The sequence below is a fragment of the Acidovorax sp. HMWF029 genome (assembly GCF_003060895.1).
Lineage (GTDB): Bacteria > Pseudomonadota > Gammaproteobacteria > Burkholderiales > Burkholderiaceae_C > Acidovorax.
In genome coordinates, this window is sequence record NZ_QAIH01000048.1 from 1 (window position 1) to 15,410 (window position 15,410).

Annotated in this window: 14 protein-coding genes; 6 read left to right on the forward strand and 8 right to left on the reverse strand. The window is 65.4% G+C overall.

Annotation, left to right across the window (positions count from 1 at the left end; translation table 11 throughout):
• The 4 genes from DBR12_RS02870 to leuA form a co-directional block, all read right to left on the reverse strand.
• Nucleotides 1-3,411, reverse strand: a 3,411-nt coding sequence (locus DBR12_RS02870; protein WP_108615875.1) for a PAS domain S-box protein, incomplete at its 3' end; no start/stop codon positions are given.
• Between the two features lie 325 nt (nt 3,412-3,736).
• On the reverse strand, nt 3,737-4,837 hold the full coding sequence (locus DBR12_RS02875; RefSeq protein ID WP_108615865.1) for a 3-deoxy-7-phosphoheptulonate synthase: 1,101 nt from the start codon (nt 4,835-4,837) through the stop codon (nt 3,737-3,739).
• A 167-nt stretch (nt 4,838-5,004) separates the two neighbouring features.
• Complete coding sequence (locus DBR12_RS02880) at nt 5,005-5,508, reverse strand: C40 family peptidase (RefSeq protein WP_108615866.1); 504 nt, start codon at nt 5,506-5,508, stop codon at nt 5,005-5,007.
• A 142-nt stretch (nt 5,509-5,650) separates the two neighbouring features.
• Nucleotides 5,651-7,363, reverse strand: coding sequence for a 2-isopropylmalate synthase (gene leuA / locus DBR12_RS02885; protein ID WP_108615867.1), 1,713 nt, complete (start codon nt 7,361-7,363; stop codon nt 5,651-5,653).
• Nucleotides 7,364-7,779: 416 nt separating this feature from the next.
• Here leuA and DBR12_RS02890 point away from each other — a divergent pair, with 416 nt between their 5' ends.
• The 5 genes from DBR12_RS02890 to DBR12_RS02910 all read left to right on the forward strand — a co-directional run bounded on the left by DBR12_RS02890 (nt 7,780) and on the right by DBR12_RS02910 (nt 11,060).
• On the forward strand, nt 7,780-8,133 hold the full coding sequence (locus DBR12_RS02890) for a YciI family protein (protein ID WP_108615868.1): 354 nt from the start codon (nt 7,780-7,782) through the stop codon (nt 8,131-8,133).
• A gap of 164 nt (nt 8,134-8,297) precedes the next feature.
• Nucleotides 8,298-8,714, forward strand: coding sequence for a YciI family protein (locus DBR12_RS02895; RefSeq protein ID WP_108615869.1), 417 nt, complete (start codon nt 8,298-8,300; stop codon nt 8,712-8,714).
• A gap of 23 nt (nt 8,715-8,737) precedes the next feature.
• Nucleotides 8,738-9,274 carry an SRPBCC family protein gene (locus DBR12_RS02900; RefSeq protein WP_108615870.1) on the forward strand — a complete coding sequence of 179 codons (537 nt, stop codon included), beginning with the start codon at nt 8,738-8,740 and terminating at the stop codon, nt 9,272-9,274.
• Nucleotides 9,275-9,350: 76 nt separating this feature from the next.
• The gene (locus DBR12_RS02905; RefSeq protein ID WP_108615871.1) at nt 9,351-9,758 is read left to right on the forward strand and encodes a VOC family protein; all 408 of its coding nucleotides are present in this window, start codon (nt 9,351-9,353) and stop codon (nt 9,756-9,758) included.
• A gap of 6 nt (nt 9,759-9,764) precedes the next feature.
• Complete coding sequence (locus tag DBR12_RS02910) at nt 9,765-11,060, forward strand: RNA polymerase sigma factor (RefSeq protein ID WP_199226618.1); 1,296 nt, start codon at nt 9,765-9,767, stop codon at nt 11,058-11,060.
• A gap of 11 nt (nt 11,061-11,071) precedes the next feature.
• On the opposite strand, the gene DBR12_RS02915 is transcribed toward DBR12_RS02910, so the two are convergent.
• The 4 genes from DBR12_RS02915 to DBR12_RS02930 all read right to left on the reverse strand — a co-directional run bounded on the left by DBR12_RS02915 (nt 11,072) and on the right by DBR12_RS02930 (nt 13,274).
• Entirely contained in the window at nt 11,072-11,566 is a 495-nt protein-coding gene (locus DBR12_RS02915) for a ribonuclease HI family protein (protein WP_108615872.1), read from the reverse strand.
• Nucleotides 11,563-11,826 carry a DUF3297 family protein gene (locus DBR12_RS02920; RefSeq protein ID WP_108615873.1) on the reverse strand — a complete coding sequence of 88 codons (264 nt, stop codon included), beginning with the start codon at nt 11,824-11,826 and terminating at the stop codon, nt 11,563-11,565. The genes DBR12_RS02915 and DBR12_RS02920 overlap by 4 nt, the downstream gene beginning before the upstream one ends.
• Nucleotides 11,827-11,901: 75 nt before the next feature.
• A complete protein-coding gene (locus tag DBR12_RS02925) occupies nt 11,902-12,486 on the reverse strand; it encodes an NnrU family protein (protein WP_108615877.1) in 585 nt (194 codons plus the stop codon).
• Nucleotides 12,487-12,662: 176 nt separating this feature from the next.
• Nucleotides 12,663-13,274 (reverse strand): PolC-type DNA polymerase III, encoded by a 612-nt coding sequence (locus DBR12_RS02930; RefSeq protein ID WP_108615874.1) that lies wholly within the window; start codon nt 13,272-13,274, stop codon nt 12,663-12,665.
• 426 nt (nt 13,275-13,700) lie between these two features.
• Here DBR12_RS02930 and DBR12_RS02935 point away from each other — a divergent pair.
• Nucleotides 13,701-15,410 (forward strand): delta-60 repeat domain-containing protein (locus DBR12_RS02935; RefSeq protein ID WP_199226619.1); only part of this gene is annotated, 1,710 nt, incomplete at its 3' end.

The following is a 15,410-nucleotide window of genomic DNA, read 5'->3' on the forward strand; positions in this document are numbered from 1 at the left end:
CTCCAGCACTGTCTGCGTGGCGTGGCGGAAATGCGCAGGGTCGTCGTAGAGCAGGGTGTCTATGGACTGGCCCAGTGCCTGCAGTTGCGACCAGCCGTACAGCCGCTCTGCGCTTTTGTTCCAGTAGATGGCGCGGTGCTCCAGGTCGCGTACCACGATGGCGTCCTGCGCCTTGTCCAGCAGCGAGGCCTGGTGGCGGATACGGGCGTCGGCCAGCTGGCGCTCGATCTCGGCCGAGGCGCGCGAGGCAAAGATCTGCAGCGTGGAGGTGATGAAGTCGGTCTCTGCAATCGCCTGGCGGAACAGCACGAACACGATGCCCACCACCTCGCCGTCGGCATTGCACAGCTGCTGGCCCGCATAACCCTGGGCGCCCACCTTGGCCAGTATGGGGGCCTCGGGGTAGAGCTGCTGGACCTTGTCAGTCACCACATGGGTGCGCTGCGACATCAGCAGCAGGCTGGGGGTGCCGGCCAGGGTGTATTCGTCATTCGGCAGCATCTGGCCATCGAGCACGGCGGCCAGCGTCACCACACGGGGGGCCTGGTTCCGGGTCGAGGCGGGCAGCAGCCGCACCACACAGCCCCCCTGGGCATCCAGTGCGTCGGCCATGTTACGCACCAGCTGCACAAAAAACTCTGTGCCCGTGCTGGCTGACACGGCCGCCGCTACCTTGAGCACCGAGGCCTGCAGCCGCTGCTGCGCCTTGTGCGCGCGCAGGCTGGTGATGCCAAAGGCGAGGTCGCTGGCCAGCTCCTGCAGCAGCGCGGCCTCTTCGGGGCTGATCTGCAGGATGTCCGGTGCGTACAGGTAGAGCAGGCCAAAAGCGCGGTCCTGTCCACGCTGCTGCAGCGGCAGGCAGATCACGCCGTGGAAACCGTGGTCCAGCATGCGCTCGGTCCAGTCCGCAAAGTCGCCTTCGGTGCGGATGTCCTGCACGATCACCGGCTGGCCCGAGCGGATGGCCATGCCTGCCGGGCCGCGCCCATAGGGGTCGTCGGCCGACCAGGACAGGTGCAAGTTGTCCAGGTAGTGTTCGTTGTAGCCAGCGTGGGCCACGGGCTGAATGGACTTGTGTTCATCGTCCAGCGCCAACCCTACCCAGCCCATGCGGTAGCCACCAATGTCCACGGCAATCTGACAGATGGCCTGCAGCAGGGCCGTTTCGGAGGTGGCACGCACCAGTGTTTCGTTGCATGCGCTCAAGAGGCGCTGCGCGCGGCCCATGCGCGCGAGTTCCCGTTCGGTACGCAGGCGCTCGGTCACGTCAGTTGCAAGCACCTGGCGGGCTGGGCGGCCATTGAAGCTGATGCTGCCCGCCGTGATCTCCACGTCCATAAACGAGCCATCTTTTTTGACATGGCGGCTGATGACCGGCTTGTTGCGCTGGTCCATGGGAATGGCGTCGATGGTGGCGCGCACGCTTTCGCGCCGCTCGGGCGGCCACAGGTCCGTCATGCACATGTCCAGAAGCTCGGCTTCGGTGTAGCCGTAGTGCTTCTCCATCGACTGGTTCACGGCGACCAGGCGTTGTGTTTCCTTGTCATACACCCACATCGGGTGCGGGTGCTCGTCAAACAGCATGCGGTATTGCAGTTCGGACGCGCGCAGCTGCCCGGCCACATGACGCAACTGCACCATGGCGCCCAGGGATTCGGTGAGGATCTCCAGGTGGGCCACGTCGCGCCGCGAGAACGCGTTGGTCTTGTCCGAGGTGACCTTGAGCGAGCCCACAATGGCATCGCCGCTGCGCAGCGGGACAGCCATCACCGACAGAACGCCATGGCGGTGTGGCATCGAGGCCATGTCCCAGCCCTCGGCCCGGGTGTCGTTGCACACCACTGTCTGGCCCTGGCTGAGCGCGGGCCACAGCAGGCTCTGGTCCACCGGCAGCAGGTTGCCCACGGGCCGTACATGGTCGCCCGCCGAGGCCTGCGCCACCAGCTGGCGGCCCTGAAGCAGCTCCACCATGGCGCCCCGCGCGTGGGTCTGGTGCATCACCGTTGCTGCCACCAGTTGCAGCACCTCGGGCAAGGGCATGTCCAGAGACGAGATGCGCTGCTGCACATGCAGCAGCTCCGCGTGGTTTTTCGCGTCGCGCTGTGCTTCGATTTCGGTCTGCTTCTGTGTGCTGATGTCGGTCATGCCGCCCACCATGCGCACGGCCTTGCCGGTGGAGTCGCGAATCAGGAAGCCTCGGTCCAGCACCCAGGCATACGTGCCATCCTGCCGCAGAAAACGGTATTCGGCCGACCAGTGGTTGTCTGTGCCGTGAATGGCTTTGTGGATGCCCGGCAGGATTTCCTGGCTGTCCTCGGGGTGCAGCCGCTGGGTCCAGGAGCTGCTGTCAGGCGGCAGCTCGTCGAGCGGAACGCCGAACAGGTTCTGCATGCCCTCGTTCCACCACATGGCATCGGTGTTCAGGTTCCAGTCCCACACGGCATCGGCAGTGGCGCGTGAGACCAGGTGAAAACGCTCTTCGCTCTCGCGGCGTGCCTGGCGCGCATGGTGCTGTACAGAAATGTCCTGGAAGGCCCCCTGGATGCGGATGATCTGGCCACTGGCATCACGCACTGCCTGCCCGGCGGTTCGCACCCAGAATTGCCTGCCGCCCGGCATGGCCACCTCGGCCTCCAAGTCAAAGGGGGTGCCATGGTGCATGCATTCGTCGAATGCTTTTTGCATCTGCATCCGGTAGGGCGGGGTGTACAGCTGCAGCACCTGGGAGAGGCCGCCTACGCGGTGGGTAAGTCCGTAGGCAGCAGCGATCTCCTGCGACCAGGTCAGCTGCAGGCTGGGCAGCTCTACCGTCCATCCTCCGATGCGCGCAATTTTTCCTGCCGCGCGCAGCGCATCACCCTGGGCCAACAACTCCGCGTGCATCTGGTCACGCTCTTGCACCAGCTGGGCCAGCAGGCGCTTTTGGCGGCGAAGCTCCAGCTGCACCATGGCCTGCCCTGCCAGTATCTTCAGGCCGTCGAGCTGTTCGCCTGCCAGTGCGCGTGGCACGGTGTCCAGCACCGCCAGCGTTCCTAGCGCAAACCCCTCTGGCGTGACAAGAGGCACACAGGCATAAAAACGGACACGGGGTTCGACCAGCACCAGCGGGTTGCCTGCGAATGCAGGGTGTTCGCGGGCGTCTGGCACCACCATGGCTTCGCGATTGCCGTCCAGTGCATGGGCGCAAAAGGCGATGGCGCGGTCGGTCTGTGCGAAAGGCACGCCCACAGCCGCCTTGAACCATTGACGCTCGCTGTCCACGAAATTGACCACGGCCATGGGGCAGTTGCAAACGCGGGCTGCCAGCGTGGCCAGCTGGTCAAACGCGTCTTCCGGGGGCGTATCCAGGATGGCATAGGACTGCAGTGCATGGAGCCGCGCGGCCTCGTGGGTTGCGTGCGCAAGCGGCATGGTGGTCACGCTGAGACCTGGCCCAGGGGGACGCACCCAACCCCCAGACACCTTGCTGCCTGGGTAGGGTTGTAGGAGGGCCGGAGTTGCGTCGACAAGGAAGTGGGGCGGTAAAGCGGCACATGCCGGGTGGCCCAGCCGCTGCAGCAAGTCGCAAACGCCCGGACCACACTTGTTTAAAAGAGCAATGCTACACCGCGCAGGCTCGCGTTGATGTACTGCACTCTGCGGGTTTGTCCCAAAAGAACATCGCTCCTGATCATGGTCACAGCATCGATCCCGCCGCTGCGCGATAGCTTGCTTGTCGCCAAGCTATGCGCTGGTTTCAAGCCTGCGAACGCCGTGCCCGGACGGCAGCTGCCAGCCCTTCAAGCACCGGCACGGTCTGTGCCAGGCTGATGCAGGCATCGGTCACCGACACGCCATGCGCCAGCGGCTGGCCGGGCACGATGTCCTGGCGGCCTTCTTGCAGGTGGCTCTCGATCATCAGGCCGGTGATGCGTGCATCGCCTGCAGCAATCTGCTGGGCCACTTCATCGGCCACCGTGATCTGGCGCTGGTGCTGTTTGCTGCTGTTGGCGTGGCTCACGTCGATCATCACCTGCTCGCGCAGCCCGGCAGCCTTGAGCACGGCGCAGGTCGCATCCACATCGGCGGCGCTGTAGTTGGGCTGCTTGCCGCCGCGCAGGATCACATGGCAATCCTGGTTGCCGCGCGTTTCAAAGATGGCGGACTGGCCCATCTTGGTCATGCCCATGAAGGCGTGCGATGCTTGCGCGGCCTGGATGGCGTCGCTCGCCACCTTCACGCCACCATCGGTGCCGTTCTTGAAACCCACGGGGCACGACAGGCCGCTGGCCAGCTGCCGGTGACTCTGGCTCTCGGTCGTGCGCGCACCGATGGCGCCCCAGCTCACCAGGTCGCTGATGAACTGTGGCGACAGCAGGTCCAGAAACTCGGTGCCCACGGGCAGGCCCAGCGCCAGCACATCCAGCAGCAACCGGCGTGCCAGCTCCAGACCTTCGTTGATGGCGAAGCTGCCGTCCAGGTGCGGATCGTTGATGTAGCCCTTCCAGCCGACGGTGGTGCGGGGCTTTTCAAAGTACACACGCATCACGACCAGCAAGTCTTCCTGCAGCGCGTCGGCCTGCGCCTTGAGCTGCCGCGCGTACTCCATCGCCTGGTCGTGGTCATGTATGGAGCAGGGCCCCACCACCACGATGAGCCGGTCATCCTGCCCGTGCAGCACGCGCGAGATCGCGGCACGGCTGGATTCGACCAGCGCCTGCGCGGCGTCGGGCGCTGGCAGCCATTCCTGCAGCAGCGCAGGCGTAATCAGCGGGCGCACGGCCTTGATGCGCGTGTCGTCAATGCGCGTGGTGTCGTGGGTGGAAATGGGGGTAGCGGAGCGGTGTGCGTGGGTCATGGTGGCCCCGATTGTCGCGGAGCCGCCGTTGCCCATTGGCCAAAGATGTGGTCACACGGCCTGGAACTGGCGCGGCCCAGGCCTGTGACGCAGAGCAAGGGCCGCCCCGCAGCGAGTGCGTCGTCCCCCCCAGGGGGAAGGCGCCGAAGACGACTCAGGGGGAGCCTCTACGGCCTGCGAAACGCCGCATTCTGCCGCGCCCAATGGCGCGACTGCAGGTGATCGAGCCGCACCGTGCCGCCGGTGGACGGCGCATGCACAAACCGCCCTTCGCCCACGTAGATGCCCGCATGGCTGGGTTGGCGGCCGGTGCCGAACACCACCAGGTCGCCCGTGCGCAGCTCGCTGCTGTCGATGGGGGCGCCCCAGGTGTTGAGCTGGGCCACCGTACGTGGAGGCGGTGTACCCACCTGGTTGCGGTACACGTAGCCGATGAGGCCGCTGCAGTCAAAGCCAGAGTCGGGCGTGTTTCCGCCAAAGCGGTACGGCGTGCCCACCAGCCCCAGGGCGTGGATGGCAATGTCGTGTGCCTGCTCGGCCGTGAGCGGCGGTGTGGTGCGCAAGGGCGCGGAGGCTGTTGGCGGCGGCGGGGGCCGTGATGTGCCACATCCGGCAAGGACCAACAGGGCGGCGGTGCAAGTGGCAAAAGCCAGGCGGTGAAAAACGCGCATGGAACGAAGGGTAACGGATGGGGCGTGGGGCGTGCCCCTACCCCGTCCATGCGCTGGGGATATTGGTTGAAAATGCCGTCTGCGCCTGACCATCAAGCGCGGACAGCTATCTTTTTTACAGTATCCCGTCACCACCCGCTGCTCAATCGGCATGCACCATGGCAGCTGCCGTTGCGGGCGTTGTGGCCTGTGGGCGGCGCATCATCAACCGGTTGGCCACGCACACGATGGCCTGCACCGAAGCCGTCACGATGTTGTGGCTGGCCCCCGCGCCAAAAGTAGCGCCCGCCACGCCGTCCATCGCGGCTTCTACGATGGCCAGTGCCTGGGCGTTGGCGCCGGTGCCGGTGGCGCGCTCCTCATAGTGGTCCACCCGCAGCGGCAGGCCGAGCGCATCCACCGCCGCAGCGATTGGGCCGTTGCCCTGGCCGCGCAAATGCTGGCGCGTGCCATTGATGGTCACATCGAGCTCGATGCCTTGCCCGTCTTCGTCCAGCTTGTGGCTATGGCAAGTGATGGTGGCCTGTGTTGTGGCGTGCACAGGGGTCTGCAGGTAGGTGGCCTGGAACAGGCTCCACAGCGCATCGCCCGTCATCTCGCTTTCGCTCGCATCCGTCTGGCGCTGCACCACGGCGCTGAACTCCACCTGCATGCGGCGTGGCATCACCACGCCGTGTTCGCGCTCCAGCAAGAAGGCAATGCCACCCTTGCCCGACTGGCTGTTCACGCGGATCACGCTGTCGTAGGTGCGCCCCAGGTCGGCGGGGTCAATGGGCAGATACGGCACTTCCCACAGCGCATTCGGGTCCTGCGCGGCAAAGCCCTTCTTGATCGCGTCCTGGTGCGAGCCCGAAAACGCGGTGAACACCAGGTCGCCTGCATACGGGTGGCGTGGGTGCACGGGCAAGGCGGTGCATTCCTCGGCAATGCGCGCCACGGAGGTGATGTCCGAGAAGTCGAGGTTCGGGTGCACGCCCTGCGTGTACATGTTGAGCGCCAAGGTCACGATGTCCACATTGCCGCAGCGCTCGCCGTTGCCAAAGAGGCAGCCTTCCACGCGGTCGGCACCGGCCATCATGGCGAGTTCCGCCGCCGCCACGCCCGTGCCCCGGTCGTTGTGCGGGTGCACCGAGAGCACGATGTGCTCCCGCGGGCTGAGGTGTCGGTCCATCCACTCGATCTGGTCGGCAAACACGTTGGGCGTGGCGTTCTCCACCGTGGTGGGCAGGTTGATGATGATGGGGCGGCCGGGGCCGGCGTTCCATGCGGCAATCGCCGTCTGGCAGGCCTTGAGCGACACGCTGAGTTCGGTGGCGCTGAAGGTTTCGGGCGAATACTGCAAGGTCCACTGCGTGTTGGGCTGGGCGTCGGTCAGCTGCTTGAGGTAGCCCACGTGGTGACTGATGAGCTGCATCACCTGCGTCACGTTCATGCCGAACACAATGCGCCGCCAGGCGGGTGCGGTGGCGTTGTAGAGGTGCACGATGGCGCGCGGCGCGCCTTTCACCGCTTCCACCGTGCGGGCGATCAGGTCCTCGCGCGACTGGGTCATGACCATGATCGTCACATCGTCGGGGATCAGGTTCTCGTCGATGAGGCGGCGCACAAAGTCAAAGTCCGTCTGCGATGCGGCGGGAAAGCCGACCTCGATCTCCTTGAAGCCGATGCGCACCAGTTCGTGAAAGAGCTTCATCTTGCGCTCGCCGTTCATGGGCTCGAACAGCGCCTGGTTGCCATCGCGCAGGTCGGTGGAGAGCCACCGGGGGGCGCGGGTGATGCTGCGGCTGGGCCATTGGCGATCGGCGAGTGCAATGGGGGCGATGGGCTGGTACTTGGTAGCGGGCTTGGCAATCATGAGAGGCTCCACGAACGGTGTGCGGTGTGCAAATCAGGCACGGTGCACGGGTCAATCGAAATCAATACGAGTGACATCCCCTGCAGCCCTTTGCGTGTGCAAAGGCTGGTTCGCGGGCCGGGGTCAGGGGGAGATCAGGTGTTGCGCTGAGCGAGTCAGGCAACGAGGGTGGCGAACGCAGGCAGACCCCGGCCAGGCACTAGGCCTAGCGATAGGGTGGATAGGAGCATGCTGCGTTGCATAGGGCGCCAAAGATAGCACAGGCCTGCTGCAGCGCGCAAGAATATGATAAAAATTGGCTGCCACCGCGCGACAGATAAGTACTTTAAGCTATAAAAATAATAGCAAAATCCACTGCCAGGATGGCGGCCCTGATGGGCCTCACCCCCCTTTTTCCTTGTGTTCAGGAGACGCCCATGCCCTACATGCTGCTCATCATGGAACCCCACGGTCAGCGCGCCGAGCGGGGGCTGGCGGGTGGGCAGGAGGCCTATGCGCGCATGCAGCGTTTTGGCGAAGGGCTTCAGGCCCGGGGCCTGCTGCGCGCCAGCGAGTCGCTGGCCTCCACCGAGCAGGCGGTGCGCTTGCAGGTGCGCGATGGGCAGCCCAGCCTGACCGACGGGCCGTTTGCCGAGACCAAGGAAATGGTGGGCGGCTTCTTTCTCATCGACTGCGCCACGCGCGACGAAGCCATTGCCATCGCCCGCGAATGCCCGGCGGCTGAGTGGGCCACGGTCGAGGTGCGCGAGCTGGCACCCTGCTACGAGTAGGCGCAGGCCTGGCGCAGCGGTTTCCCCGGCAGCAGGCCGCAAAAAATTTTCCGGATTTTTCAGGATCGCTGTCGAAAACGCGTGACCCCGCTCGTCGTACAGGGGAAGGCCATGCATTGCACTGTGGCCCGACCTTGTATCCACGACTTCTGGAGGACTTTCCCATGCGCTTCATGATCATCATCCAGGCCACCGCCGAATCCGAACAAGGCTGCATGCCGACCGCAGCCCTGATGACCGCGATGGCCCGCTACCACGAAGAACTGGCGCGCGCTGGCGTGCTGCTGGACGCCAGTGGCCTGCAGCCGTCGGCCAAAGGCTGGCGCGTGGGCTACAGCGCCAGTGGCGCCCGCACCGTCACCGACGGCCCTTTCACCGAGACCAAGGAGCTGATCGCGGGCTACACGCTCATCCAGGTGCGCAGCCGCGACGAGGCGCTGGAATGGACCCGCCGCTTTCCCAACCCGCGTGGCGAAGGGCTCGACGCCGAGATCGAAGTGCGCCAGCTCTATGAGATGGAGGACTTTGCCGGGGTGGATGGCGTCGAACAGTTCCGCGACCTCGAAGCCCTGCGCGGCTGATGCCCGGAGTGAAGGACATTCCCATGATCAAGACCATCGCCCTCGTGCTGCTGGTGGCCCTGGCGCTGCTGCTGGCGTTTGCCGCCACCCGCCCCGACACCTTCCGCGTAGAGCGCAGCCGCGTGATTACTGCATCGCCCGAGCGGGTGTACGGGCTCATCCACGACCTGCGCCAGTTCAACACCTGGAACCCGTATGAACGCAAGGACCCGGCCATCCAGGGCCAGTACAGCGCCACCACCAGCGGCCCTGGCGCACGCTACGCCTGGCAGAGTGACAAGGTGGGCGTGGGCAGCATGGAGATCGTCGAAGCCACTGCGCCCCGCCGCGTGGGCATGAAGCTCGACTTTGTGAAGCCCTTTGAAGCGCACAACCAGGTGGAATTCACGCTGCAACCCGAAGGCGCAGAGGCCACCCGCGTGACCTGGGCCATGCAGGGCCCCGTGCCCTATCTGGCCAAGATCGCCCACTTGGTCTTCAACATGGACCGCATGGTGGGGCAGGACTTTGAGGATGGCCTGGCCAACCTGCAGGCCGTGACGCAAAAGCCCGCCACATGAACGCGCGCCACCGCTGCTTCACCTTTGCCAAACCCATCGCTTCCCATTACCGTCATCACCCTTCTGGAAAGTCGCCATGCATGCACAGATTTTCGTGAACCTGCCCATCGAGAACATGGCCCGCTCGCAGGCGTTCTTCCGCGCGCTGGGCTACGAGTTCAACCCCCAGTTCACCAACGACCAGGGCGCCTGTCTGGTGGTGGGCGAGAACCTCTTCGTGATGCTGCTGGTCAAGAGTTTCTACCAAACCTTCACCAACAAAAAGATTGCCGATGCACGCACCACGTCGGAGGTGCTGGTGTGCCTCTCGTGCAGCAGTCGCGAAGAGGTCGATGCACTGGTGGACAAGGCCGTGGCCGCAGGCGGCACCACACCCCGCCCGGCGCAAGACCTGGGCTTCATGTACTCGCGCAGCTTTGACGACCCGGATGGCCACACCTGGGAGTTTGTTCACATGGTGGATACCAGCCAGGCCAAGGGCTGACTGCACGTGAGCGAGCCCGCCCTGCCCGACCGCGATGCCCTGCACCGCAGCATCGACTCGGTGTGGCGCATCGAGGCCGCGCGCATCATTGCCAGCGTGGCGCGCATGACGCGGGATGTGGGCCGGGCCGAGGAGCTGGCGCAGGATGCGCTGGTGGCCGCGCTGGAGCACTGGCCCACCACCGGCCTGCCCGCCAACCCTGCCGCGTGGCTCATGACGACCGCCAAGCGCCGCGCCATCGACCACCTGCGCCAGCAGGCCCTGCACCAGCGCGAGCACGAAGCACTGGGCCACGACCTCGAAGCGCTCGAAGCCCAGTACGCGCCCGACGTGGTGGACACCCTGATGCACGCCGAGCAGGTCGATATTGGCGACGACCTGCTGCGCCTCATCTTCACCGCCTGTCACCCCGTGCTGACCACGGAAGGACGGGTGGCGCTCACGCTGCGATTGCTGGGCGGCCTCACCACGGCCGAGATCGCGCGCGCCTTCCTCGTGCCCGAGCCCACCGTGGCCCAGCGCATCGTGCGTGCCAAGCGCAGCCTCACGGCAGCGCGCGTGCCTTTTGAAGTACCTGATGCCAGCGAGCGCGCACCGCGTCTGGGCTCGGTGCTCGAAGTCATCTACCTGGTCTTCAACGAAGGCTATGCTGCCACCGCGGGCGACGACTGGATGCGCCCCGCGCTGTGTGGTGAGGCACAACGCCTGGTGCGCGTGCTGGCCGGCCTGGTGCCCGATGAACCCGAGGTGCAGGGGCTGGTGGCCCTGCTGGAAATACAGGCCTCACGCCTGCCCGCGCGCACCAACGCGCACGGCCAGCCCGTGCTGCTGATGGACCAGGACCGTGCACGCTGGGACCACCTGCTGTTGCGAAGGGGCCTGGCCGCCTTGGACAACGCCGAGCAGCTCGCGCGCACCGGCAAGCCCTGGGGGCCGTACGCACTGCAGGGCGCCATTGCCGCCTGCCACGCACGCGCCAGGCAGGCGCAAGACACCGACTGGCCTCATATCGTGGCGCTGTACGACGCACTGCTGCAGGTGGCTCCGTCCCCCGTGGTGGCACTGAACCGCGCCGTGGCCGTGGGCATGGCCGACGGGCCGCAGGCCGCGCTGGAACTGGTCGACGACCTGGCGCAAGACCCCGCACTGCGGCGCTACCACTGGCTGCCCAGCGTGCGCGGCGATCTGCTGGCCAAGCTGGGCCGGCAGGACGAGGCGCGGGCCGAGTTCGAACGTGCGGCCAGCCTCACCCGCAACGCGCAGGAAAAGGCCTTGCTGATGGCCCGTGCGGCAGGGGATTGAGGGGGGCGTGTTCAGTGCCGCTTCTTCTTCTCGCGGTGCCCTGGCGGTAGGGCCACCTTGGGCGCCAGCCCCAGCGCAGCGCGTGCCAGGGTATCGGCGGCGCCGTTGCGGTGGCGCGGAATCCACTGCAGGCGAACGTTGTGGAAGGGTTGCAAAGCGCTGCGTGCTTCGTCAAACAACGCTGCCAGCCGCCCAATCGGTGCCGTGGGTTGGCTGCCCAACTGCTCCACCAGCACGCTGTTGTCACTGAACACCAGCACCGGCGTCGATGCTGCCAGCCCTTGCTGCGCCAGCCACTGCAGCGACAACATGAGCGCGCGCAACTCGGCTTCGTTGTTGCAGCCGGTGTAGGTAGTGGCTTCGGAAATCTGGTGCTGCACCGTTCCATCAGGCCCCGTCAGCACAGCCCCCAGGCCCATGCGCCCGGGGTTGGGCCAGGCACTTCCATCGCAGTGGATCACCCAGGTGCCCGGGGCGAGCGGCGCAGCCGCCCGTGCAGCGGTCACTTGTAGAACGCTTCGACCGTGCCCTTGATCTTGATGAGCAGCGGCTGGCCCTTGCGGTCCAGCGTCTTGCCCGCAGGCACCTTCACCCAGCCTTCGCTGATGCAGTACTCCTCCACATCAAAGCGCTCCTTGCCATTGAGGCGGATGCCGATGTCGTACTCGAAAACGGCGGCCACATGGTGCGGACTGCGGGGGTTGACCGACAGGTGGTCGGGCAGGGAAGGCCGATCGGCGGGGCTGGGGGTATTGGCTTCGGTCATACAGATCTCAGGGAAAGGAGAAAACGCAAAGCGCGGATTCTCCGGCATTTGGGCGCTGGCCACCCCTGCTACCGGCTACCGCCCCAGCGGCGCCACGCCAATCAGCCATGCATGGCCCCAGAACGCAAAGCCCGCCCAGGCCACAAGGCCCACCACCACGGCAGCCGCCGTGCCCGCTGCACTGCCCGCCGCGTACACGGTGCTGCCCTGGGCCCGGTCGCGCTGGCGCGCAGCGCGAAAGCTCAACACGGCCCACAGCAAGAAGCTGCCAAACAGCAGCACATCCGCCAGGTTGCCGTTGGACAGCAAATGCGCCAGCGCCCACACCTTCACGCCCAGCACCATGGGGTGGTGCAGCCGGGCCTTGAGGGCATTGCGCGGCACATAGGTGGCAGCCAGCAGCACGAAAGCGATCAGCGTGAGCAGTGCCGCCGCGTGCCGCATGCCCACGGGCGGCACCCACAGCACCACGGGCTGCTGCCGTGCCAGGCCATAGCCCCACACGATGAGTGCCAGGCCCACAGCCGATACCAGCGAATACAGCCCCTTCCACGGCATCTCGCCCACACGCGCCAGCGTCTGCGTGCGCCAGCCATCGGCCACGATGCGCACCGAGTGCACACCCAGAAAAAGCACCAGTCCAAGAACCAGAATTCCCATGGCAAGACCTTTCATCGGGGGTTGTTGTGGGCGCAGCCACCTTGTGTGGGGCTGTCGCGGCCCCAGTATGCAAGAAGTTTGAACAAAAAAGGCCTTCTCCGCGCGTCCATCATGCCCTGATAGCTATCAAATTGATAGTTTCTATGGACTGTTTGGCGCACCCCTCACGGGCCTGGCTAGCCCACCGCATACCGTGCCAGCAGCGCCCCCACCTTGGGCTTGGCGCAGCGCTGCAGGGCTTGCAGCAGTGCATGGCTTGGCTCGGCCACGCGCCAGCGGGTGTGCAGGTCGTGCTGCATGCGCGCCAGCAGCGCGGCCGCCATTTCGGCATCGGCCAGCGCCCGGTGCGCCTGGCCCGTGCGCGGCAGGCCGTGGTAGTCCACCAGCGTGCCCAGCTTGTGGCTGGGCGCCTCGGGGTACAGCCGCCGTGACAACAGCACCGTGCACGCAAATGGCTGCGGCGCAGGCAGCCCCGCCAGGGCCAGCTCGGCCTGCCAGAACTTGCTGTCGAACGCCGCGTTGTGCGCCACCATGGGCGCATCGCCCACAAAGCGCGCGGCGTCCTGCATCACCCCGGCCGCGTCGGGCGCGGCGTTCACCATCGCGTTGGTGATGCCGGTGAGCTGGGTGATGAACGACGGAATCCACGCGCCGGTTTTCATCAGGCTCTGAAACCGGTCCACCACCCGGCCTTGTTCCAGCAGCACGATCGCCACCTCGGTGGCGCGCGCGCCCTGGCCGGGCGAGATGCCGGTGGTTTCAAAGTCGATGACGGCGATGGGGGGCATGGGGCGGCCGAAAGGTGAGAGTGAACCAGGAAGGCAGTATCGCTGGCACAGCGTGTGCTGCCTGCGTGGCCTCGGCCTTGAGTCACCCGGCGGCGGAACGTGCCAGCCACCCACTCAAAGCCCCCGTCTATTGTTAGTGAATCCCGACAACGGCAATCCAGCGATCATTTTTTTGGCGAAGGCGCAGTTAACTTCGGTTACAACCCTTTGACTTCTTCGAAGCCAAGAGGCGCGGGCGCTCACCAGCTCTGTCATCTGCCTCGAAACTGCCAGAAAAAATCCCCCGTTCAGAACCCAGAACCGCACCCGGCCATGCACTCTCAACCTGTGCTTTCAACTGCTCCTTTAGCTACTCCTTCATCTGCCCCTTTATCTGCGTTGTTACCCTCCACAGCCAGCGCCCTGCCCTGTGTAGCCCTGGCGCGCATGCTGCAAGCGTGGCGTTCCAAGCCCTGGAGGCTGCTGTGGGTCATCTTGTTGGCGCTGGTGCTGTTGCTGCTGTGGGTACCCCAGCCCGCAGCGGCGCAAAGCGCGCTCGATGGGTTTGACCCCGATGCCAACGATGTCGTCTTGAGCGTAGTGGTGCAGACCGATGGAAAAGTGTTGCTGGGAGGGGGGTTTACCCTTTTGGGGAGCCAGACGCGCAACCGCATAGCCCGGCTCAATGCCGATGGCTCGGTGGATGCCAGCTTTGACCCAAATGCAAACGGTGCAGTCAACACGCTGGCATTGCAGCCAGACGGCAAGATCCTGGTGGGTGGCAACTTCACCAGCATCGACGGGCAATTACGCAATAACATCGCCCGGCTCCATGCCAACGGCACGCTCGACACCACGTTCGACCCCGGTGTGGGGGCAGACGCCCCCGTCCAGAGCCTTGTTGTGCAGTCCGACGGCAGGGTGGTGATCGGTGGTGATTTCCGAGCAGTGGACGGGCAAACCCGCAATTTCATTGCGCGACTGAATGCCAATGGCGCGCTGGACACGGCATTCAACCCAGGAGCCAGCGACCCGGTTTACAGCTTGGTGGTGCAGCCGGATGGCAAGGTGCTGGCAGGGGGATTTTTCAGCAACATGGGTGGAGTGCCGCGCAACTATGTGGCCCGGCTGAATGCCGATGGCACGCTCGATGCCACCTTTTCTCCCAGTCCTGATGATGTAGTCCGCAGCCTGGCCGTGCTGGCGGACGGCAAGGTGTTGATGGGGGGCACCTTCAATTCGGTGGATGGCCAAACACGCCGAAATATCGCACGGCTGAACGCAAACGGCACGCTGGACACCACCTTCCAGAATCTGGAGGGCAACAACGATGTCCTTAGCCTGGCTGTTCAGCCCGATGGCAAAGTGCTGGTGGGCGGGCGTTTTAGCACCCTGGGCGGTCAATCACGCAACAACATAGCGCGCATCAACGCCGACGGCACGGTAGATGCAGGTTTTGACATCGGGGCGGATGGCACGACGGTCTTTAGCGTGGCAGTGCAGCCCGATGGCAGGGCGCTGGTCGCAGGTGAGTTCGCCACCGTCGGCGGGCAGGCGCGCAACCGCATCGCTCGGCTCAACGCTGATGGCACGCTGGATGTGGGCTTCAATCCGGATGCCAGCAATACTGTCACCAGCCTGGCAGTGCAGCCCGATGGCAAGGTGCTGGTGGGGGGGCAGTTCACCACCCTGGGCGGGCAGGCGCGCAACCGCATCGCCCGGCTCAACGCCGATGGCACGCTGGATGCGGGCTTCAATCCGGATGCCAGTGGCACGGTGAACAGCCTGGCAGTGCAGCCCGATGGCAAGGTGCTGATGGGAGGCGCTTTCGCCACAGTAGGCGGGCAAACGCGCAACCGCATCGCTCGGCTCAACGTCGATGGCACGCTGGATGCGGGCTTCAATCCGAATGCCAGTGGCACGGTGAACAGCCTGGCAGTGCAGCCCGATGGCAAGGTGCTGATGGTAGGCGCTTTCGCCACAGTGGGCGGGCAGGCGCGCAGCCGCATCGCTCGGCTCAACGCCGATGGCACGCTGGATGTGGGCTTCAATCCGGGGGCGTCCGGTGGTCTTGTCTATAGCCTTGCCTTGCAGCCCGATGGCAAGGTGCTGGTGGGGGGGCTGTTCACCACCCTGGGCGGGCAGGCGCGCAGTAAC